Origin of the sequence: Granulicatella sp. 572.rep1_STHE (assembly GCF_001073445.1) — a bacterium.
In the GTDB taxonomy this organism is placed as follows: domain Bacteria; phylum Bacillota; class Bacilli; order Lactobacillales; family Aerococcaceae; genus Granulicatella; species Granulicatella adiacens.
The window spans coordinates 1-23343 of the sequence record NZ_JVBO01000030.1 but is presented as its reverse complement, the minus strand read 5'-3'; the positions used below and the strand labels follow the sequence as shown (position 1 = coordinate 23343).

19 protein-coding genes and 3 pseudogenes are annotated in these 23343 nt (G+C 32.7%); 21 read left to right on the top strand and 1 reads right to left on the bottom strand.

The features are described 5' to 3' along the window. Positions 1 to 11 precede the first annotated feature (11 nt). The 21 genes and pseudogenes from ADH99_RS06795 to ADH99_RS10735 all read left to right on the top strand — a co-directional run bounded on the left by ADH99_RS06795 (position 12) and on the right by ADH99_RS10735 (position 23090). A complete protein-coding gene (locus tag ADH99_RS06795; RefSeq protein WP_019107263.1) occupies positions 12 to 269 on the top strand; it encodes a hypothetical protein in 258 nt (85 codons plus the stop codon). Then, positions 269 to 607 (top strand): PrgI family protein, encoded by a 339-nt coding sequence (locus ADH99_RS06790; RefSeq protein WP_002838958.1) that lies wholly within the window; start codon positions 269 to 271, stop codon positions 605 to 607. Before ADH99_RS06795 ends, ADH99_RS06790 begins: the two co-directional genes overlap by 1 nt. After that, complete coding sequence (locus tag ADH99_RS06785; RefSeq protein ID WP_022620875.1) at positions 604 to 3099, top strand: VirB4-like conjugal transfer ATPase, CD1110 family; 2496 nt, start codon at positions 604 to 606, stop codon at positions 3097 to 3099. Before ADH99_RS06790 ends, ADH99_RS06785 begins: the two co-directional genes overlap by 4 nt. After that, positions 3071 to 4036, top strand: a complete 966-nt coding sequence (locus ADH99_RS06780; protein ID WP_019107261.1) for a DNA-methyltransferase — start codon at positions 3071 to 3073, stop codon at positions 4034 to 4036. The genes ADH99_RS06785 and ADH99_RS06780 overlap by 29 nt, the downstream gene beginning before the upstream one ends. Positions 4037 to 4045: 9 nt before the next feature. After that, positions 4046 to 7012, top strand: a complete 2967-nt coding sequence (locus tag ADH99_RS06775) for a C40 family peptidase (RefSeq protein WP_019117237.1) — start codon at positions 4046 to 4048, stop codon at positions 7010 to 7012. 20 nt (positions 7013 to 7032) lie between these two features. Then, positions 7033 to 7290 carry a hypothetical protein gene (locus ADH99_RS06770; protein ID WP_004837916.1) on the top strand — a complete coding sequence of 86 codons (258 nt, stop codon included), beginning with the start codon at positions 7033 to 7035 and terminating at the stop codon, positions 7288 to 7290. After that, positions 7287 to 9641, top strand: a complete 2355-nt coding sequence (locus ADH99_RS06765; RefSeq protein WP_049555300.1) for a leucine-rich repeat protein — start codon at positions 7287 to 7289, stop codon at positions 9639 to 9641. Before ADH99_RS06770 ends, ADH99_RS06765 begins: the two co-directional genes overlap by 4 nt. Positions 9642 to 9656: 15 nt before the next feature. Next, a complete protein-coding gene (locus ADH99_RS06760; RefSeq protein WP_019132978.1) occupies positions 9657 to 10535 on the top strand; it encodes a CD1107 family mobile element protein in 879 nt (292 codons plus the stop codon). Positions 10536 to 10850: 315 nt separating this feature from the next. Beyond that, positions 10851 to 11444, top strand: a complete 594-nt coding sequence (locus tag ADH99_RS06755) for a type IV toxin-antitoxin system AbiEi family antitoxin domain-containing protein (protein ID WP_049555299.1) — start codon at positions 10851 to 10853, stop codon at positions 11442 to 11444. Continuing rightward, a complete protein-coding gene (locus ADH99_RS06750; RefSeq protein ID WP_049555298.1) occupies positions 11437 to 12276 on the top strand; it encodes a nucleotidyl transferase AbiEii/AbiGii toxin family protein in 840 nt (279 codons plus the stop codon). Before ADH99_RS06755 ends, ADH99_RS06750 begins: the two co-directional genes overlap by 8 nt. 69 nt (positions 12277 to 12345) lie before the next feature. Continuing rightward, a pseudogene (locus tag ADH99_RS06745) lies at positions 12346 to 13713 on the top strand (DNA topoisomerase); the annotation flags it as partial. A gap of 59 nt (positions 13714 to 13772) precedes the next feature. Then, the gene (locus tag ADH99_RS06740) at positions 13773 to 15617 is read left to right on the top strand and encodes a recombinase family protein (protein ID WP_016439436.1); all 1845 of its coding nucleotides are present in this window, start codon (positions 13773 to 13775) and stop codon (positions 15615 to 15617) included. 400 nt (positions 15618 to 16017) lie between these two features. Continuing rightward, positions 16018 to 16296 (top strand): hypothetical protein, encoded by a 279-nt coding sequence (locus ADH99_RS06735; protein ID WP_010708504.1) that lies wholly within the window; start codon positions 16018 to 16020, stop codon positions 16294 to 16296. A 68-nt stretch (positions 16297 to 16364) separates the two neighbouring features. Beyond that, the gene (gene aph(2'')-IIa, locus ADH99_RS06730; protein WP_016439437.1) at positions 16365 to 17264 is read left to right on the top strand and encodes an aminoglycoside O-phosphotransferase APH(2'')-IIa; all 900 of its coding nucleotides are present in this window, start codon (positions 16365 to 16367) and stop codon (positions 17262 to 17264) included. A gap of 43 nt (positions 17265 to 17307) precedes the next feature. Beyond that, positions 17308 to 17844: an aminoglycoside N-acetyltransferase AAC(6')-Im gene (gene aac(6')-Im, locus ADH99_RS06725; RefSeq protein WP_010708502.1), complete on the top strand. Its 537-nt coding sequence runs from the start codon at positions 17308 to 17310 to the stop codon at positions 17842 to 17844. Positions 17845 to 17991: 147 nt separating this feature from the next. Beyond that, positions 17992 to 18345: a hypothetical protein gene (locus ADH99_RS06720; protein WP_010708501.1), complete on the top strand. Its 354-nt coding sequence runs from the start codon at positions 17992 to 17994 to the stop codon at positions 18343 to 18345. A gap of 278 nt (positions 18346 to 18623) precedes the next feature. Continuing rightward, positions 18624 to 20171 (top strand): MobA/MobL family protein, encoded by a 1548-nt coding sequence (locus ADH99_RS06715; protein ID WP_016439438.1) that lies wholly within the window; start codon positions 18624 to 18626, stop codon positions 20169 to 20171. A 64-nt stretch (positions 20172 to 20235) separates the two neighbouring features. Next, on the top strand, positions 20236 to 20394 hold the full coding sequence (locus ADH99_RS10350; protein ID WP_080630487.1) for a transposon-encoded TnpW family protein: 159 nt from the start codon (positions 20236 to 20238) through the stop codon (positions 20392 to 20394). 26 nt (positions 20395 to 20420) lie between these two features. Continuing rightward, positions 20421 to 20765, top strand: a pseudogene (locus ADH99_RS06710) (DNA topoisomerase); the annotation flags it as partial. Positions 20766 to 21043: 278 nt separating this feature from the next. After that, a pseudogene (locus tag ADH99_RS10695) lies at positions 21044 to 21603 on the top strand (type III toxin-antitoxin system ToxN/AbiQ family toxin). Between the two features lie 1028 nt (positions 21604 to 22631). Continuing rightward, complete coding sequence (locus tag ADH99_RS10735) at positions 22632 to 23090, top strand: TnpV protein (protein ID WP_079392108.1); 459 nt, start codon at positions 22632 to 22634, stop codon at positions 23088 to 23090. 53 nt (positions 23091 to 23143) lie between these two features. Here the strand turns inward: ADH99_RS10735 and ADH99_RS06695 are convergent. Then, positions 23144 to 23343 (bottom strand): IS3 family transposase (locus ADH99_RS06695; protein WP_049555931.1); only part of this gene is annotated, 200 nt, incomplete at its 5' end.

Genomic DNA, 23343 nt, shown 5'->3' with positions numbered 1-23343 from the left:
AGGAGAAGATGATGAAAATTAGAAGAAAAAAGGACAAAAAAATTAATTTAAAAACACTTGGAACAATAGGACTCCCAATACTTTTAATAGGGGGATATATTACAAGAGAAATACAAAATAGAATGATTATAAGAAAAACATCGGAAGTTTTAGATAATAGAGAAGAAACGAATGAAAAAGTATTAGAAATAGCAGTGAATATGGGAAAATCATTAGAAGATCTGAACAGAGAAGATATATATGGCTTTTACTTAGAGGGTTTAGAATAATGGCTTATGTAAATGTCCCAAAGGACTTAACAAAAGTAAAAACAAAGGTAGCTCTAAATCTAACAAAAAGACAATTAATTGGCTTTACAATTGCAGGTCTAATAGGCTTTCCAGTATATTTAATGGTAAAAAAAGTGCTGCCTAATGACCTATCTATGTTAATCATGATAGGTGTGTCTTTTCCTATAATATTTGCAACTCTTTATGAAAAGGACGGGATCTATTTTGAAAAATATTTAAAGTATATTATAGATAAGAAAAGACAGACAAGTATAAGGATATACAAGACAGAATGTATTTATGATATAAAGAAACAAAGAAAGGAAAGGAGTAAATGAATCAAATACAGAAAAAACAACAGAAAAAATTAAATCAAGAAAAAAGAAATTTAAAAAAACAAAAAGAAGATTTAAAAAGCATTAGTATAAGTCAAAAAAAGATGAAAAAAGCAAATATTTCTAAAGAAAAAGGAAAGCCCAAAAAGAAGCTTTCCTTTTTTGGTGGGAAGAAGAAAAAGAGTGTTCAGGAAACAATCCCTTATTTAAGAATGTTGAGAAATGGGATTTGCCAAGTTGAGAAGAACAAATTTAATAAAATGATACGTTTTTTAGATATTAACTACCAGCTTTCAACAGAAGAAGATAAGGAAAGTATATTTAATGAATTTTCAAGTTTTTTAAACTATTTTGATCCAAGTGTTGATATAGAACTTTCATATATTAATCGCATAGGAAAAAATGAAGAAGTAGAAAAAAACATCAATGTTCCGGATAGAAACGATTCATATAATGAAATACGAAAAGAGTACAGGGAAATGCTAAAAAATCAGAGTCAAAAAGGAAATAATGGACTTACTAAATATATGTATATCACCTTTAGCTTACAAGCACAAGATTTAAAAGAGGCAACTACAAGACTTGAAAGAATGGAAATGGATATATTAAATAACTTTAAGCAGATGGGAGTAAAAGCTTATGTATTAAGTGGATATGAAAGGTTAAAGGTTATTCACGATATCTTAAATCCAAATAAGAATTTTGTTTTTTCATTTGAAGACCTAAAATATAGTGGACTATCTACTAAGGATTATATAGTACCAGCATCATTTAACTTTTCATCTAACAATCAATTTAAAATTGGAGAATACTTTGGAGAAGTAAACTTTCTACAAATTCTAGCACCTGAATTATCAGATAGATTATTATCAGAATTTTTAGGAGTTGAAGAAAATATGATTGTAACATTTCATATAAATTCCATTGATCAAACAGAAGCTATAAAGATGATTAAAAGAAAAATAACAGACTTGGATAAAATGAAAATTGAAGAAAATAAGAAGGCTATAAGATCAGGATATGACATTGATATTCTTCCAAGCGATTTAATTACCTACGGTAATGATGCTAAGAAACTATTAGTAGAACTTCAAAATCATAATGAGAGAATGTTTGTCATAACTATTTTGTTTACAAATATGGAAAAAAGTAGAAAGAAATTGAGTAATATAATCTTTCAACTAAATTCAATAGCAGGTAGGCATAATTGTGTATTGAAAAATCTTAACTATAGACAGGAACAAGGACTAATTTCTTCCCTGCCACTTGGAAAAAATGAAATAGAAATAAAAAGAGGACTTACAACCAGCTCTACAGCAGTCTTTATTCCTTTTACAACAGAAGAGTTGTGCTTAGAAGGAGAGAGCTTATATTACGGATTAAATGCTTTAAGTCGTAATATCATTATGACAGATAGAAAGCTTTTAAAGAATCCAAACGGTTTAATACTTGGAACACCGGGTAGCGGTAAATCTTTTTCAGCTAAAAGAGAAATTACCAATGCTTTTTTAATCACACAAGATGACATCATTATCTGTGATCCGGAAGGGGAGTATGGAAATTTAACTAAGGCACTAGGTGGAGAAGTTATAAAAATATCGCCAACAAGTAAGGATTATATAAACCCGTTGGATATAAATGTAGACTATGCCGATGAAGACAATCCCTTATCTTTAAAGTCTGACTTTATTCTTTCACTGTTTGAACTTGTAGTAGGAAAGGAAGGGTTAAGTGCAGAAGAAACTTCAGTAATTGATAGATGTCTTCCAATATTATATAAGGATTACTTCGACAATCCAATTTCTGAAAATATGCCAATTTTAGAAGATTTATATAATTTACTTTTAAAACAAGAAGAAAATGTAGGGAAAAAATTAGCGGTAGAAATGGAAATTTATGTCAAAGGCAGCCTCAATGTATTTAACCATAGGACTAATGTAGATACAGGAAATAGAATTCTTTGTTATGACATTAAGGAATTAGGAAAGCAACTTAGAAAAATAGGTATGTTAATTGTTCAAGATCAAGTGTGGAATAGAGTAACTATTAATAGAAATAAGAAGGAAACCAGATATTACTGTGACGAATTCCATTTGCTTTTAAGAGAAGAACAAACAGCCTCATATTCCATAGAAATTTGGAAGAGATTTAGAAAATGGGGCGGGATTCCAACAGGATTAACACAAAATGTAAAGGACCTTTTAGCCAGTCCCGAAATAGAAAATATATTTGATAATACAGATTTTATCTTAATGCTTAATCAAGCTAGTGGTGATAGGGAAATTTTAGCTAACAAGTTAAATATATCTCTTTATCAGTTATCCTACGTAACAAATTCCAATGAGGGAGAGGGATTACTATTCTATGGAAACACAATAGTACCTTTTGTAGATAGATTTCCTAAAGATACAAAATTGTATAAGTTAATGACAACTAAACCAGAAGAATTAAAGGAAGGGATAGAAATTGATAGACAGAGAGAAGTTAAAAACTAACTATATTATTAATTTAGATGCAATTTCTGCTCTAAAGGAATTTCCAGATAAAATATTTGATTGCTGTATTACATCTCCTCCATATTATGGACTTAGAGATTATAAAGCAGAAGGACAAATTGGAAGAGAAGAAAGTCCGGAGGAATATTTAAATAAATTAATTAAAGTCTTTAGAGAAGTAAAAAGAGTATTAAAAAAAGAAGGAACACTTTGGGTAGTTATTGGAGATTCTTATGCAGGTACAAGAAGCAAAAAAAAATATAAAGATCCTAAAAACATAGAAGGAAGAAGTGGTCAAAAAGAGTCTATTACAGAAAAACTCAGTGGCTACAAGGCAAAAGACTTAATGGGGATACCTTGGCAACTAGCTTTAAAATTAAGAGAGGATGGTTGGTATTTAAGAAGCGATATTATTTGGCATAAGGAAAATGCCATGCCTGAGTCTTGTAGGGATAGACCATCAAGGTCTTATGAACATATCTTCCTACTATCAAAAGCAAGAAAGTATTTCTATAACTTTGACGCTATGAAAGAACCAATAAAAGAAATAAGCAAGAAAAGATATATGAGGGCAAGAGGAAAAGATAATAAGTATTTACAAGAAGGCACAGGAGCTAAAAGACAGAGCATAAATGAAGCAAGAGAGTATGGAGAATATATAGGAGATAATGTCCCTAAGTTTAGAAACAATAGAGATATTTGGACTATTAACACCAGTGCGTTTAAAGGAAAACACTATGCGGTATTTCCACCAAAACTGGTAGAACTTTGTATAAAAGCAGGATGTCCTAAAAAAGGCTTAATTCTTGATCCCTTTATGGGTTCAGGAACTGTTGGAATGGTAGCTATTAGGATGGACAGAGAATATATTGGAATTGACATAAACAAAGACTACTGTCAAATAGCTAAAGAAAGGATAGAGAAAAATATGAAATAGGAGGTATATATGAAAAAGAAAGGGAAAGTAAACCCAAGAGATGTACCAAAGACCAAACTTATATCAGAAAAGAAAGAAGAAAGCAATGAAAAATTCAGTAGTACAGAGAGAAAATCAGATTTTTCAAAAAAAGAAATTAATAAAGTAAAAAGCAGGAATAACATAGACAATAATGATGAAAACTCTAAGTATTATTCATCTCATTTGCAAGAAAATAGTCAGGATTTACTCAACGAAAAAGATAAGTCAAATAGAGGAAGAAGACAAAGAAAAAACCATGAGGAAAAATTTGCAGAAGCCTCCTATCATAATGAATATCAGCCAGAATATTCGCAACAGCAGCATAGAAAAATGGAAGAAAATGAGGAAAGTAGATATGGTGAATATTACGGGCAAGAAACAGAATACAGGCTAAGTAACTTTAAAGAAGATTTTAATGATAGACCAAATTCAACTAGCTCTAATTTAAAAAGTAGCACTTCTCCCCAAAAAAATTACAAGGGGAATAGTAATTTAAAATGGAAGAAAAACGTTGAGAGTGAAAGTTTTAATGGAGTGCAAGAGAAAAAAATAAGGAGATTTAGAAAAGAAGAAGATAAGGATTTTAATATAGAGGTAAGTTCAACATATGATCCCTTATCGCAGGACTCAGATAATGATGGTGTCATAGATCGCTATGACATGAACTTTAGTGATAGCAATGTATCATATAGGGACACAAGAGATGACTATAAGTATTTACCATCTTCTGATGTGCAAAGAAAAAATTGGGATGGTTATTCTATTCTTGGTGAGAAAGGGAAAGAAAGCTTTCAAAAAAACACCTTTAAAAAACTTTATCAATCTCAAAGTCAGTTTAAGGATAAAGGGGAAAAAGTAGAATTAAAATCTTTAAATGGGAAGTTTAGAAGAAAATATCTATCATATAAGGCAAATGAAGAAGATAAAAAAATAATTCAAGACCTGAATACTAATAAAAAACAAAATAGCAAATATTTCAAAGGCAAAGTTAGAAATTTAGAAGAAAAAGATATGCTAATGGGTAAGGTTTCTAGTGGGAAATTTAGACAGGATAGCCTATCTGAAGGATTCAAAAGTGAATCTGAAAAAAATAAAGATAAATATAATATAAATAAAAAGAATCAAGAAAAAATAGGCACGAAAAAAGAAATCTTCAAACAGGAAAAAAACGTAATAAAAAATGAGAATCTTGAAGTAGATGAACTTGATTTAAATCATAGTGGAATTTCTAATAAAAACAAGGGAAAGAAAAGACAAATAAAAGACGCTTTTGATAATACTATAAAGAAAAGCAACTTTGATCCAAAGAAAGAATACACCAGGACAAAAAAAGAAGTACAGGATTCTAAAAATGTATCTGAAGAAAATAAGGTAGATACAAAAAATAAAACTAAATTCCATTCTAAAAAAGATAACAAAAGTGAAAAAGATAAGTTTTATAAAAAGGAAGATAAAATATCAAAACTATATGAGAAAAAGAATAAAAAAGAAAAAGAGTTAATTAAGTATAAGAAAAAGTCAAAAAAAGCGGGTTTAGAAAAACCTATTACTTTTGCGAGTGCTATGACGGCAAACTATCTATATAGTGGGAAAGATGATAATGCAGGTGTTAACGCTGCTTATAAGCTTAGTAGAACTACCGAAGTTGTAGGTAGAGAAATTAGCCATTTTAGAAGAAAAAAACCTTTAAAAACTCAAAGAAAAATAAAATCTTTAGAAGGAAAAATTTATAAGAAAGAAAGTAAACTTCTATTTCAAAGAAATTTTGAAGAATTGAAGAAGACTAAAGCTTATCAAAACTCTAATAAACTGAATCGATTTTTTATGAAAAAGAAGTTTCAGAGAGATTTTAGGAAGAAACACGGGGAAGGTTTAGTAAATAGAGTAAAGAAATCTTTCGCTAATATTGGAAAGAAAACATTGGAAGCTTTAAAAAACAAAGGATATAAGCAAATTTTAATTGCCCTTTGTATTTTAGGACTTTTTTTTATGCTATTTCAAGGAATTAGCAATGTTGGCAGTCTTACTTCAGGATTAACAAGTAATGTTATAGCTACAAGCTATCTATCAAAAGAAGAAGTTTTAATGGATATTAACAATGAATTTACAAGTTATGAATATGCCTTACAAGATGAAATAGATAGTATTAAAGAAAATTATCCAAATTATGATGAATATCATATAAAAGGAGATTCTGTTGGTCATGACCTACACGAGCTTTTTAGCTATTTAACAGCAAGATATGGAGAGATTAAGTCAGCTGAAGAGATACAAAAGGAATTAAAAAAGCTATTTAATCAAATGTATGAGAAAAAATATACTTCAAAGTCTATTACAAAATATGACAGTGAAGGAAATCCATACACCTATAGAATTCTAACATTAACTATAAAAAAGAAAAGTATTGATGAAATAGCAAGAGAAGAATTTGCAAACTATGAAACAAATATGGCTCATTATTTAGCATTACTTGATAGTCAGGGAAATATGAGTGGATATTTTGGATCAAGCTATGGGAACTTGGGAGAGATTATAGACAATCCAAACTTTGGAAATCCCGGTCTTGCTTTTGATTCTGAAACTGCCAAAGCCTTATTTAATGAAGCAGAAAAACATATAGGTAAAAGATATGTGTTTGGAGCAAGTGGACCATCTAACTTTGACTGTTCAGGTTTTGTATGTTGGTCATTTACAAAGTCTGGTGTAAAGAGAATGCCAAGAACTACAGCTTGGCTTATTTATAAAAACTATTGTAATCCAATATCTCCAAGCGAGGCAAAACCTGGGGATATTATTTTCTTTAAAGGCACATATAATTCCGGTACGCCAATTTCTCACGTAGGGATATATGCCGGAAATGGAATGATGCTCCATGCAGGAGATCCTATCCAATATACCAGTATAAACTCAAGATATTGGAAAAATCACTTTTATTCCTTTGGTAGACCAAAATAAGGGGGAAGGAGTAAAAATCTATGAATAAAAAATTAATCAGAAACATAGAAAAACAGAAGAATTTAAGAAAGAAAAAAGAAGAAATTGAAATAGAACTTCAGTTATTAGTAGAGGAACAAGAAGAAATAGAAAATTTAGAGGTCATCAAGGAATTTCGAAGTCAAAAAATATCTCTTGATGAATTTTTATTTATTGTTAGAAAAAATAAGGAAGAAGAAAATAGAGAAAGACAAGAACTTAAAAGAAAAGATACAAATGAAAGTGAGGAAAATTTATGAAAAAAATAACAAGTGGAATTTTAGCTGTGATAATGCTACTTGTAAGTCTAGTGAATATAGTGGCTGTAAGTCCTGTATATGCAAGTACAGATTATAAGGTAGAGTGGACGGAAGATGATTTTATGTATTCCTCTGAGGGAAATATAATTGCCTTTAGTGATAAGGGCTTAGAAAAGAAAGAAAAGACAAATGTTCTAGTATTTCCTGAAGGAACAAAATCTATAAATGGAAATTATTCTTTAAGTCATTCAAACGATGAACTTAGATTTAAAAGAGAATTTGGACGTGGCAAACATTGGGATAAAGTAATTATTCCTGATTCTGTTAAGCATTTAGGTTATGCTGCCTTTTACGAAGCAAGTATAGATGAAGTAAAACTATCAAATAGTCTAACTTATCTTGGTGGTTTAGCATTTTTCAATTGTGGACTTAGAGAAGTGACTTTACCTGATACTTTGGTAAATATTGAACATAATGCTTTTGAAAGAAATAACCTTCAAGAAATAACTATACCGAAGTCTGTGAAGACAATTGAACAGTATGCTTTTTCAAGAAATAAATTGCACACTATAAAAATTTTAGGCAATCCAAATATTAACAGTAAGGGAGTATTCCATAATCAAGAAGTTGAGTATAGACCAAAACAAAATCCATTTTACGAAAATCATTTTGGTTTCAACGGAAATCAAGGATTCAAATCTATTCCTAATGGATTAAGGTTTGAAAATGGAGAGTTTGTCTTTGATAAGAATGTAGATAGTGTAGAACTTGAATTTGATTATAACAATGATATGTATCAAGGAAAGATGACTATATACAACCCAAATAAATATTCCATTGATACTCAAACAGATTTAACAGGACAAGATATTGATGAAAAAGACAACAAGATTGATGATTTAACTAAAAACATTAAGGAGTTAGAAAATCAGATCAAAGGCTTAAATGATAAGAAACAAGAAGACCAATCAAAGATAGATGAATTAAAGGAAAAGTTAGAATCATGCAAAGATAATGGAGAGAAACTAAAACAAGAAAAGGCTAAGTTAGAAGAAGAGATTAGAGATAAAGACAATAAGATTGCTCAATTGAATAAAGAAATTGAGGATCTTAAAAATTCTAACAATGATGAACTAATAGCAGAAATTACTCAGCTTAAAGATGAACTAAAAAGATTACAAGATGAAAATGCAAAACTAAAAGAAGATTATTCATCTACAAAATGGGAGTTAGAAGCTGAGAAAGAAAAGACCGATAAAAACGAAAATAAAATCAAAGAAATGCAAGAAAAGCTTGAGTCTTTAGAAGAGGAACTTGAAAAGAAGACTAAGGAAATTGAGGATAAAGACAATAGAATTAAGGACTTAGAAAAAGCTCTTGATGAAAAAGATACTAAGATAAAAAACTTAGAGGATAAAAAGAAAGAAACAGAAAATTCTAAGTCGGAATGTTGTAAGAGAATTGAAGAGCTTCAAAAGACTATTGATAGTTTAAAAGAATCTTCTGAAAATACAAAAAAAGAATTAGAAGAGAAGATTAAAGAACTAGAAGAAAAACAAAAAGCTTCTGAAGAAGAAATTAAAAAGCTAAAAGAAGAATTAGATAAGAAAATTGAAGAAGCAAAGAAGTTAATCGAGGAAGCAAATAAAAAAGCTAAAAAAGAACTTGAGAAACAAGCTAAAGATGAAAAAGATAAAAATCTAAACCAAGACCTATCTAAGAAATTAGATGAACTTCTAAAACTCCAAAAAGAAAACAAAGAGAAGAAAGAAGATAAGAAATCTCAAGATAAGAAGTGGGACGAACTTTTGAAAGCTGATGATAAGAATATCCTAAATCAATTTGATCTTAACAAGATGAAAAAGCAAGAGGAACAACAAGACAAAAAACAAGTTAAAGATGAAAAAGAATTTGCAGTTTTCCAAGTAGACAAAAACTTTTATAACATTATAAAAGATGGAAAGAAAACCACTGTGTATATGGATGTAAAAGCATATATCAAGGATAATCGCATTATGCTACCTGTTAGATATGCAGCCTATACTCTTGGGTTTAATGTAGAATATGATGATAGTAAGAGAGAGGCTATCTTTTCAAATAAAGAAAATACAGCCTTACCTAAAAAAACTTTAAGATTAAATATAGATACTGGTGTTATGAAAGATAGTCAAGGAAACATTTATCATTCTGACACTAAACCTGTAATTATAAATGGAAGAATTCACGCATCTATTTCCAATATAGCTAAAGCTTTTAATGCAAGCTGTGGGGATATAAGAGATGAAAAAGATCAAAGTATAGAATGGGATAATAGCAGAAAGGCAGTTTATGTCTTCAAGAATATAAAGTAAGAAAAGGAGAGAATTATGAAGAAAAAAAGATTAGGGGTAGCCTTAGTGCTACTCCTTTTACTATTCAGTATGCCAAGCATATCCATAGCTAAGAGCAATGAAAATGAAATAAAAAATCAGTCAAATGATATTTATTTGCCAGAAAAAAGTAAAGAATTAGAAAGCTTATTTGATGAAGATGTATATGAACCATCTAATGAGAGTCAGAAAATTCCTTATCAGGAAGTGCCGAAAATACAAGAAAATAACATAAAAAATGAGCAAGTAGATAAAAAAGAAAAGCCATCTAAACTTGTTAAAGGTGGCAATACTAAAGCAATTAATCCATTAGCTACAAAAGAAAATAAGGCAAGAGGAACAGTTATAGAAAATGTAGATAAAAATGGACAGGATATTACACCGAAAGTAGAAGATCAAACATCAAGAGATGAAAAAAAGGAAAATCCAATAGATGTTAGACAATTTTTAACCTTTCAAACAAAGAGTGGAAAAACTATGCACCTCATTGTAGATCATTCGGAAAATCAAGAAAATGTACAATTACTAACAGAAGTTGGAGAACAAGATCTACTAAATATGATTGAAGGAGAAAGTGAAGTAAAGCCAAAAGAAGAAGTAGTGAAAAAAGAAGAACCGGTGGAGGAAAAACCGAAGAAAGAGGAGAAAGAAGAAAAGAAATCAGGGATAGGACTTTATTTATTTATGGGTTTAATTATTGTTGGTGTAATGGGTGCAGGATATTACTTCAAAATCTATAAAAAAAATGAAGAAGCAAGTTTTGAAGATGAGCAAGATTATAATGAACTAGAAGATGATTATGAATCTGAAGGGGAGGATTATGATCTTGAAGATAAGGAAGATACAGAAATTATTCCAGATGAAGATGAATTTTAATCTTCTCAATGATTTAAGCGTTAGATTAAGAACAACAATAAACTCAATTATCGTGTAAATTTATAAACATACGATAGAAAAGTACAATTAGAATTCTAGAACTTTAATAAAAAAACGACGAACAAAACAACACCCAAACTTAATATATAAAAGGGAAGCTAAGTAGAAATGATTGATTGTATAATTAAGAATTCGATGATATGAAATTTCTTGATAAATTTTGAAATAAATTGGGATAGGAATTTAAAGCTTTGTTGCATACACACTCACAAAAGTATATAATATAAGTGTAAATACAACAAGGAGATGAATATAATGAATTATAGAAAGCAAATTGAAATACATCTAAAAAAATCAGGTGGCATTATAACATCTGCTTATTGCAGAGAAAATAACATACCTACAGTATATTTAAGTAGACTAGCAAAAGAAGGAAAATTGTTTAGAGTTCAAAAAGGAATATATATTATTGAAGATGGTGATTTCGATGAGTACTATTTTTTCCAATATCAGTATAGAAAGGCGATATTTTCCTATGAGACAGCTTTATTTCTACTTGGGGTAACGGACAAAATTCCATGGAGAATAGATGTTACAGTATACAATGGATATAAATTTAATGAGAAACAAAATACGCTTAATATCAATTATGTAAAAAAATCTATTTATAATCTAGGAATTATACAGAAAAAGACAATGTTTGGAAACATTGTGAATGTTTACTCCTACGAAAGAATACTTTGTGATTTTATTTCCAACAAAGAAAAAATGGATACTGAAGTTTATGTAAAACTCATTCGTTCTTATTTTAAATATAAGGATAAGGATATACATTCTCTATATGAAATAGCAAGAAAAATGGGAATAGAAGATAAAGTAAGGGAAGTTATGGAGGTGGTATATGAATAAAGCAAAGTTAACCGCCATTTGTCATAATATAAGCAAAGAATCAGGACTCCCATTTAATTCAGTAATGTTATATTATTTTTTGGAAAGCATATTAAAAAAATTAGCACAGAGTAAGTATCATGAAAAATTTATTTTTAAAGGAGGTTTTCTTTTATCTAATGTAGTAGGGATAGATTCAAGAAGCACAGTAGATATAGATCTTCTTTTAAGAAATATGCATTTATCAGAAGAAAATGTATTAAAAACAATACAAGAATTACTAGAAGCAAGTCATTCAGATGATATATCCTATAAAGTACAAGGAATAAGTACAATCAAGGAAGATGACCAGTATGGAGGGTTTCGTGTAAGTATACTTTGTAGGATGGAGAATATAAGACAAATTGTACCTCTTGATATTGCAACAGGTGATGTTATCACACCACATCCTATAGATTATAAATATATAAGTGCTTTTGGGCAAGAAGATATTTTAATAAAAGCCTATCCTATTGAAACAATTGTGGCAGAAAAAATTCAAACAATATACTCTAGGGGGTTTTTAAATAGTAGAAGTAAGGATTACTATGATCTTTATATAATTTATAAATTAAAAGATAAAGAGGTTGATACCAAGATATTAAAAGAAGCATGTATTAGAACTTTTGATTATAGAAAAACGGAATTGGATATAGATAAAATCATAAGTTTAATGAGAATGTTAAAAACAGATCAAGCTTTTTTAGAAAGATGGAATTCTTATTCGAAGAAAAATCTTTATGCTAGAGACATAAAGTTTGAAGATGTAATAGATAATGGAATAAATATTATAGAAAAAATAAAAAATCAGTAGAGCTATAAAAAGATGAGGGATTGAAAATTTAATCTCTCATTTTTTTATTAAAAAACTAAAGGAGGAAAAATGAAATTAGTAATCGCAGAAAAACCAAGTGTTGCAGCATCAATAGCAAAAGTTATAGGAGCAAAAAATAGAAATAATGGATATTATGAGGGGAATGGATACATTGTTTCATGGTGTGTTGGGCATTTAGTACAAATGGCAAATCCTGATGTGTATGATGAAAGATATAAGAAGTGGAGAATTGAAGATTTACCTATTATCCCAAAAGAATACAAGTATGAGGTAACGAAGACAACTAAAAAACAGTTTAATATTCTTAAAAGACTAATGAATAGTAATGAAGTTGACACCATTATTAATGCTTGTGATGCTGGTAGAGAAGGAGAAGCTATCTTTAGACTTGTATATATGATGGCAAATTGTAAGAAGAAAATGAAACGTCTTTGGATTTCCTCAATGGAAGACTCTTCCATAAAAGAAGGATTTAGCAACTTAAAAGATGGAAGTAATTATGATAATCTTTTTGATTCAGCTAAGGCTCGTGCCATAGCTGATTGGCTTGTTGGAATGAACATAAGTAGACTTTACTCCTGTCTATATAATGAAAATTATAGTGTAGGCAGAGTACAAACACCAACTTTATCAATGATTGTGAATAGAGATGATGAGATAAATAGTTTTAAAAAAGAAAAATATTATACAGTGGAGATTTCCATGAATGGATTTACACTGTCGACAGATAGAATTGATGACAAGATAGTGGCAGAGCAGCTTAAAAATTTAATCGGAGAAAAAATTGAAATAACCGATGTAATTAAAAAAGAAAAGATTACAAAGCCTAATCTGCCCTTTGACCTAACAACACTTCAAAGAGAATGTAATAAGTATTTTGGATACAGTGCAAAACAAACCCTAGATTATGCCCAAAGCCTGTATGAAAAGAAGTATATTACCTATCCACGAACAGATTCAAGATATTTGACAGTAGACATGATAGAAAGCACTGTAAATAATATTATAGGAAAAAATGATTTTGACACAGAAAGAATTAAGGTAGTTTTTAATTCTGAAAAAGTTACAGATCATCATGCAATAATTCCAACGATAAGTTCATTAAATAAGGATATTTCAAATCTCCCGGAAAGTGAAACCAAAGTATATAGACTTATAACAAATAAACTCTATGCAAGTTTTGGATACCCACTTGTAGAAAATACAACAAAGATAGTGGCTGAATTTGACGGGTTTGAATTTATAAACACTTATAAAATAATTGCAGAAGAAGGGTTTACAAAATATTTAGAAGAATATAAATCAAAGAAGAAAGAAGATATACAACTTCCCGATGTAAAAATAGGAGATTTTTTATATATTGAAAATAAAGATATAAAAGAGAAATATACAAAACCACCTAAACACTTCACTGATGTAATACACTTTGAGAGTAGGCAGTGGAAATATTCAAAATGCAAAGGAGCAGGATAGCAATGAAAATCAAGGATAAGAGATTTAAAATCACAGCTTTATATGAGCGACTTTCAAAGGATGATGAAGTGCAGGGAGAGTCAAACAGTATCGTCAATCAGAAGCGTATGCTGACACAGTATGCGGAACAGCATGGATATGAGAATATCGAGCATTACACAGATGATGGATGGACTGGCACTAATTTTGACAGACCCGACTGGAAGAGAATGCTTGCGGATATTGAAGCTGGCAAGGTAGGAACTGTCATTGTAAAGGACATGAGCCGTATCGGTAGAGATTATTTGCAAGTAGGATTTTACACAGAAGTCATGTTTCGGGAAAAGGGAGTACATTTTATAGCAATCTCCAATGGTGTTGACAGCGAACGTAGAGAGAGTGCAGAATTTGCTCCATTCTTGAACATTATGAACGAGTGGTATGTGCGTGATACCAGTCGAAAGATAACAGCGGTATTAAAGACGAGAGGAATGAGTGGCAAGGCACACACAAACAATCGTTGTTGCTATGGTTATAAAAAGAGTGCTGACAATCCCGATAAGTGGGAGATTGACGAAGAAGCAGCCGAAGTTGTCCGCAGAATATTTAATATGTGTCTGAATGGAAAAGGACCTTACCAGATTGCAAGGGAACTGGCAGAGGACAAGGTGGAAAGACCTGAGTATTATTTGGGTATGCGTGGCAGGGGAGCTAATGTAAAATCTTTCGACATGGAACATCCCTATGCGTGGAGAGGCGGTACAGTTAAGACCATTTTGACGAGAATGGAATACATCGGGTGTACTGTCAATTTCAGAACAAAAAAGGAGTCATACAAGGATAAGCGACCTACTAAAGTGGACTCATCCGAGTGGGTAATCTTTGAAAATACCCAAGAGCCAATTATTGATAAACATACATGGGAAACAGTGCAGAAATTGTTAGATACACCGAGAAGAATAGGAGTATTTGAGGAAAGCAATCCTCTTACCGGCAAGGTGTTTTGTGCTGATTGTGGAGCAAAAATGTATAATCACAGACACTCAAAAGGGGTATGGAAGAAAAACTATTTTAAGGCAGGGGAAATGGTATATCATGCTCCCGAGGACAGATACTCTTGTTCTAATAATGCGTTGGGAAAACAGATGTATGAGAAAGTGTGTTCCAGCCATAGCATTTCTACAAAGGCATTGAAAACGCTTGTGTTGGAAACCATAAAAAGAACTTGTGATTATGCAGTGGAGAATGAAGCAGAGTTTAGGGAAAAGGTATGTAGTATTTCCGAAGAACAGCAGGGAGAGTTATCAGTCAGACTGGAGAAAAGGCTTGCCAAAAAGCAGAAACGAGTGAGTGAAATCAATCGTCTGATAAGGAAGCTGTATGAGGACAATATCAGCGGTAAATTGAACGATAAACGCTTCAATGCAATGCTTAGTGATTACGAGTTGGAGCTTGAAGCATTAGAAGCGGATATTGACAGAGATAATGCTGAATTAGAGGGCATGAGTGCAAAGAAAACGGATGTGGATGTGTTCATGGAGCTTGTAAAAAAGCATACGACATTCGAGGAACTGACACCAGCCATATTGAACGAATTTGTTGATAAAATTATGGTTTATAAGGCAGTTGGAAGTGGTGCAAACAGAACGCAGGATGTAGATATTTATTTGAATTATATCGGCAGATTTGTAGTTCCCGAAGTGGTTGTGGAGCTGACGGAAGAAGAGAAGCTGGCAGAAGCTAAAAGGCAGGAAAAACTGGAGAAAAAGCGAGCAAGCAACCGCAAATATATGGCACGAAAAAGAGAAGAAGCGAGGAAAGCGTGGGCAGAAATAGAAGCGGAGAAAGCAAAGGCAGTAGGGCAATAATTATCGTGAATTTGCGATTGTGAAAATGGCAGACGAGGAAATTATCAAGTGAATAATAAGGAATGGTTTTGCTACGATATTTAACGAGCAAAATCAGAATAAAAAGGCATTCAAAACGGACAGTGAATATGTTTGTTGCGGATGTCTTTTTTGATGGTCTCGGCAGTGCAACCTTCCCTTCCCCTTCCTTCTCTTCCTCTTCCTAGAGAAAAAAGAGAAAAAGAAAAGCAGAAAAGAAAGAACCAAAGAAAAGAATAAAATAAAAAGATAAAAAAGAGATATACCATCTCTATCTTATCCTATCCTATCCGCCTGCCTACGGCAGGCTTTATTATTTGCCCGTCAAAAGTACGAGTCTAGAGTCGCCCAAAATACGAGTCAGAGAGAAAGGAGTGGTTTAATGGGCAGTTTATCCAAGTATGAGCAGGAAACGGTCATCAATTTTAATGCAGGGGAGCAGACAGCAGTTGTTTATACCCGAGATAAGGCAGTTATGAGAAAACTTGACGCATTAGTTATCGCATTCCCAGAGGTTTATAAGCTGGTAGGCGAAACAGATATTGATAAGACCTATTCCATGCCTAAATCATGCGTTAGTTATCGTAAGCCGAGAAAACTGGATGATAAATACAGAGAACAAAAAAGAAGGCAAATGGCACAGTATAATATGCAAAGGTAAATCGTTGAAAAAATGTATGTTCAATGATATAATTCTCTCTACTGAAGGTATGTGTAAAGGAGACTAAAATGGTTAACTTGGACGCTGAGATATATGAGCACTTAAATAAACAGATAAAAATAAATGAACTCCGTTATTTATCGTCCGGCGATGATAGTGATACTTTTTTGTGTAATGAACAATATGTTGTGAAAGTTCCTAAACGAGATTCTGTTAGAATTTCTCAGAAACGAGAGTTTGAATTGTATCGTTTTTTAGAAAACTGTAAGCTATCTTATCAAATCCCTGCGGTAGTGTATCAAAGTGACCGATTTAATATTATGAAATATATTAAAGGGGAACGTATTACTTATGAGCAGTATCATAAGTTGAGTGAAAAGGAAAAGGATGCCCTTGCATATGATGAAGCGACGTTTTTGAAAGAGTTACATTCCATAGAGATTGATTGTTCTGTCAGTTTGTTTTCAGATGCTCTGGTGAATAAGAAAGATAAGTTTTTGCAAGATAAAAAATTACTTATAAGTATTCTGGAAAAGGAGCAGCTGTTAACTGATGAGATGTTGGAACATATCGAAACAATATATGAAAACATATTAAACAATGCTGTTTTATTTAAATATACCCCTTGTTTGGTACATAATGATTTCAGTGCAAATAACATGATTTTTAGAAATAATAGACTGTTTGGAGTTATTGATTTTGGCGATTTTAATGTAGGTGACCCGGATAATGATTTTTTGTGCTTGCTGGATTGTAGTACAGATGATTTCGGGAAAGAATTTGGCAGGAAGGTATTAAAATACTATCAGCATAAGGCGCCGGAAGTAGCAGAAAGAAAAGCAGAGCTTAATGATGTATATTGGTCGATAGACCAAATTATTTATGGTTATGAAAGAAAAGATAGGGAAATGTTGATTAAGGGTGTTTCTGAATTGCTACAAACACAAGCAGAGATGTTTATATTTTAGCAGGAAAAGATGATGTGAAATTATATTATGGAAGAGGTGAATTATGTTGGAAAAAAAGCGAGTTTCCTTTCGCCCGATGAATGAGGATGATTTAGTTCTAATGCTAAAATGGCTGACAGATGACCGTGTTCTTGAATTCTACGACGGTAGAGATAAAAAACATACACAGAAAACGATTCGTGAGCATTATACAGAGCAATGGGCGGATGAGATTTATCGAGTCATCATTGAATATGATACAATTCCTATCGGTTACGCACAAATATATAGAATTCAGGGGGAACTTTTCGACGAATATAATTACCATGAGACGGAAGAAAAGATTTATGCGATGGACCAATTTATCGGTGAGCCGGAATATTGGAATATGGGAATCGGTGCAGAATATTGCAGAGTAGTATGCCAATATCTACGAACGGAAATGGATGCCGATGCGGTGATTCTTGACCCACGAAAAAATAATCTACGAGCAGTACGAGCATATCAGAAGGCAGGATTTAAAATTATTAAGGAACTTCCCGAACATGAGCTACACGAGGGGAAAAAGGAAGATTGTGTGCTGATGGAATGGAGAGTGTAATGCTAAAAGATTCCCGCTTATGTAGGGTTAAATTTTCAGTTCCATAAAGCAGTTTATTTAAATATCGAACACCCAAAGGTGGCATGGAAATTAAAACCATGACCACCTTTTTTATTATACAAAATCAAGGAAAAGGAGATTGAAAATATGTTACAGAACAATGAAAAATCAGCAGAGGTTTTAAAAGCAGAGAAGATTGTGGAGCAGGCTAAGGCAAGACTGGCAGAAGCCAAGAGAAAGGCAAGTCAGCAGAAGCGAAAAGAGGAAAATCAGCACAAGTACATGATGGGTGGCATTGTTCACAAATATTTCCCAGAGTGTTATCAGTTTGATGAGCAGGAGCTGAACAGAATTATTGCTTCGGGGATGAAGTCGGAGCAGTGCCAGCGCATTATTGAAATCGTGAAAAAGGAAAGTGCTGACAAGCGTGAGAATGCAGTTGTAAAAGCTGAAAGTGAGGTGGCAGGGGATGAAGGTACTGGCAAAAGTGAAAATGCCTAAGACCAGTCAACGAGATTTTCTCGTTGCGCACAGATATACCATCTGCGATGGTATGTGCGCTCTCCGAGGGGTCTTGCAGACAGCTGTTGCCTGCCGAAGGCAGTCAAAAGGGAACACTGCGTTTTCCCTTCGGTGCAGAGGGCGCACCTACCCATTTGCATACTTTGCGTTCAGTGAAGCTCCAAAGAGCGGAGCTGCACTGCCCACAAAGTCAACCGATACCGCACAATCCACAGTATCGGTCTGCCACAGCCTATGCAGGAGAGTGAGGTGTGGCTATGGCAGTTAAAAACCTAAGTACCCGAGTTGCCATTATCGGAAGAGGTGCAAAGTGCAGAGGTGGTTCATCCGCAGTTGACAAGTCTGCATATATCAGCCGTACCACCATGTACTCTGAATATGACGGAACAACCTATTACCCGAAGTATACCGAGGATTTGGTGCATAATGAGGTCATGCTTCCGGTCAATGCACCAGCAGAATATTCAGACCCATCGGTGCTATGGAACTCCGTTGAAATGAGGGAGAGTAAATCTGCCAAAGCACAGCTGGCGAGGTCATATAAAATCAATCTGCCGAATGAGTGGAGTTATGAGCTTGCCATAGAGGTAATGAGGGATTATGTGAAAAGGAATTTTGTGGATGATGGAATGTGTGCGCAGTTTGCCATCCATGACTCCGAAAACCCGAATACGCACCAGCGCAATCTTCACTGTCATATTATGCTTACCATGCGCCCGATTTTGGAAGATGGTTCATGGGGAGATAAGCAGAAGAAGATTTATGCACTGGACGCAGACGGAAACAAGATAAGAAAAAAGAATGGGCAATATAAATGCACCACGCAGGATGTGACTGGATGGAACAGCAGGGAGAATGCCAGGAAGTGGCGCAAGGATTTAGCTGACACCATAAATGCGGTCAATGATAAAAACGGATTAAGGGAGAATTTTTGGGAGCATAGGTCATTTGCGGAGCAGGGGCTTGATACCATACCACAGATACATTTGGGAGAGAAAGCCAGTGCGCTGGAAAGGGCAGGAATACAGACAGAGAGAGGGAATGTCAACCGCAGGATAATGGAGCAGAATAAGGCTATTCTTACTGCAAAAATGCTTGTGGCAAAAGCAGAGGAACAGTTGCAGAAGCTTGTTAATTCCAAGCCAGTTGAAGCAGTACGCAATACTGCAAATGAAGTCCTTGATATGATTAGGGCAGTTGTCGGCAAAAAGGGCAGACTGGAATTGCCAGTAATCAAGAGCAAATATTTGAGGAAGATTTCTCAAAGACAGGCATTGCAGGAGCAGGAGAGAATGGAGCGTTTTGTTGTGGTAAATCAGATTGAGAGCTTTGAGCAGTTGCAGGAGTTTAAGGAACAGCGAGAGCCAGCCTATGAGAAGCTGTCAGCGGAGCGACAGCAGATTGCAGAGCAGATAGCAAGACTGGAGCAGTTGCTTGTGGCATACAGCGAGTATGAGCCTTATATCGTGTATCATAAGACAAGTAATTCGCTGAAAGGATTTGCCAAGCGTAAATATGATAAGGAGCATGAAACGGAGCTTAGAGAATACGACAGTTATCGTGCGAAATTAAAGAAAATGCTGTCCTCTGATGAGAAGATTACACCGAAGAAATGGACAGCGGAAAAGACGAAGCTGGAAGAACGATTGCAGGAGAGCAATCCCGACTATGCAAGAGTGGTTACGGAGCTTGCGTCAACAGAGGTTATTGAGCATAACCGTAAAATGCTTGCAATGACCCGAGAAGCCGAGCAAAATCAACGCAGTCAGATACACAGCAGGAAGAAAAATGAACAGTCATTATAACAGCGAGAGGGCAGTTTACAAGCAATGGTTTGTAGCTGTCCTTTTTGCGTGAAGGGAGAAGAACATGGAAGAAAGCAAGAAAGTGAATACAGAGCATTTCAAGAAAAAGATAGGTAATACCACTTATCGGGTAAGAGTGCATTTTCCGCAGAATACCAAGCGGACTTTTACGGACAGCGTGAATACGCTGATTATGAATGAATGTACCAGCAAAAAGAAATAATCCACATCCTACCTTGACAAATCCTCACAGAAGACACACTCTTAAAAGCTATGGAAATAGCTGGAAATGATGAATTAGTTAAGGATGTCGAAGTTGAAAGAAAAGGACTTGGTACTCCTGCTACAAGAGCGGGAATAATAGAAAATTTGATATACAAAGGTTATATAAAAAGAGAAAAGAAAAACCTAATATCAACTAGAAAGGGATTAAACCTAGTGACTATAGTTATAGATGAGTTTAAATCTCCAAAGACAACAGCAAAATGGGAAATGAGATTAAGTGATATAGCAAAGGGTAAGGAATATAAAGAGAATTTTTTAAAAGAAATTGAAGAAGAAATAAAAAATACTATATGTAAATATTACAAGTAAATTGATTATAAAAACTTGAATATAATTATAGGAATGAAGAAAGGAATGATTTATGAAAGAAATAGGGTATAATATAAGTGATAAAAGAGTAGGCATTAGGAAATTTGCTTATTTGACATTACTATAAATATACGTTATACTCTTATCAGATAAAGATGGTGTCCCACTACCGTTAAAGGTGGAGCATTAAAGAAGGTGTCTCACTACCTATATCCCAAAGGTGAAGCATTAAAGCAAGCAGAGAGGATTAAACCTCTCTGTTTTTTTAGGAGAAAATAATGGTAGAAGTTATAAAATATGGATTTTATACTGTAAACTCTGATTACCTTGAATATCTAAATAAAGTAGATTCAGAAGTTTATTACAACCCATCGTATAGAAACAGTATAAAACCATTTGTTGGAATTATTGTTGGTATAGAAAATTATAATTATTTTATTCCAATTTCTTCTGCAAAGGAAAAACATAAAAAATGGAAGAATGTTTCTGATGAGCATTTTTTGATTTATGAAGTGATCGATAATAGTATTACTATAGATGGAGATATCTACAAATATTATTCTGATAGAAAAAAATGCACATATTATCTATATTGGATATTAAGAAAATGATTCCTGTACCGACTGATTGTTATGAAAGAATTGATTTTAACGAACTTGAGGATATTAGATATAAAGACTTATTTCAAAAAGAATACGCTTTTTGTTTAAAAATAAAAACAAAGGTCTTGATAAAGGTAGAAAAAATATACAAAAATCAAAAGAAAACAGGAATTATAAGAAGAGCAAATTGTAATTTTTCAAAGTTAGAAAAAGCAATGTTGGATTGGAAGCAATAGGATAAAGGCAGTTAAAGCGATTAGAAAAGTAAACAAACTAATCGTTTTTTAATTGCAATAAAAAGATAGTGTAAATAACATTTTAAAGTTATCCTTTGCTTACAGAAATTAAAAAAATAGAAAGAAGTAAAGTTTAATAAATAAATATATAAAAATTTAGTTCATTTTTATCACTATAATGAGGAGGGATAAAATGCCAAGATATGATATAGTAGATTTAAGCAGATCAATCTATCTTGCAAAAGAAGAATTTAAGGAAGATATAAAAAAATATGAGGAATATTTAAAGGTATCAGGCAATAACTATAAGTATCCATATATACATCAAATATCTATATACAATATGGATCCAAAAGCAACAGCCTGTGCAGAATTTGATTATTGGAAAAGTATAGGTAGAAGCGTTAAAAGAGGCGAAAAAGGAATACCACTTTTAGATATAGATAGTGGAAGGATAAAATATATCTTCGACATAAGGCAAACAGTAAGTATTAATCATAATATTTCTGAGGTAAAGTTATGGAAATATGATAGCAAAAAGCATTTAAACTTACTAGATGACCTGATAGATAAGTTTAAAGAAAAAGATAGTAAGCTTCTATTAAGCCAAGAAGATAAAATTGATGCCTTAGTAGAAAGTAATGTTAGAGGAAAATTCAATAAAATTTTAGAAAGTCTATCTGATGAAAGTTTAAAAAGCATTCAAAAGGTAGACCTTTTTAATTTGTTAAAAGAATCCGTAAAAATTTCTATAAGCGAGAGAATAGAGGTCTCATATCAGTTAAAAGAAGAAAACTTATCTTTACTGTCTAAAATATCAAGTTCGGACATAGACAAAGTATTAAGTATAAGTGCTAATATAAGTAAAAATATCTTACTTGATTTGGGAAGTGAAATAAAAAGATTAGAAATTTTAGAGAAAATTCAAGAAAGAAAAGATTTGGAGCAGACAAAAGAGCTTAAGGAGCGTTATAATAAATTAAGTTCTGATATAAACGGTGAAATAAATTTTAAAGGAGGCTTGGAAGATGAAAGAGAAATTAACATTGGCAGGCAAGGAATACCTCATGGAGGAGGGGATTTACACACCAATCGTCAAGGAGAATTCCTTCGAGAGACAGGGAGGGACATACAAGATGGAAGAATTGGAGGAAGGCATGGAAGTCCTAATACCCAATATGGCAATTCCCAAGGAAATAGATTTAAAGAAACTCAACAGATGGGGAAGGATGAGATTGAACTTTCTCAAGGAGAACAAAGAAGAGGATTATCAGATAATGTATTTGCAAGGGACATTGATGGATCATCTTCTATCAAAGGAAAAAGAGATAGAGGACTTTATCACGAGGGAAGAAGTCAAAATGATGGAAACTTGGGGTCTGACAGAAGAACTGAAAGAAGAGGACTATCTGAAATATCTGAGATTGAAGAAGAACATGGATATGACCCTACAAGAAATAGGGGAAAGGGAGATAATCCTAATCTAAAAAATGAGGAAGTAGAGTTGATATGTACCCAGAATCCTGGACACATTATTAAATTAAGCTGAACGCATGGATGTTTCCCTGTATTGAACAGGGGACATCCATTTTGTTTTTTCTTGAATTCTTTTGTTATTGTAATAATCTATATATTCTTCCACAGCCGTTTGAAATTTCTTAAAGGTAGAATATTCCTTTTCAAAACCATAGAACATCTCGTTCTTCATTCTGGCGAAAAACGTTTCTATAATGCAATTAT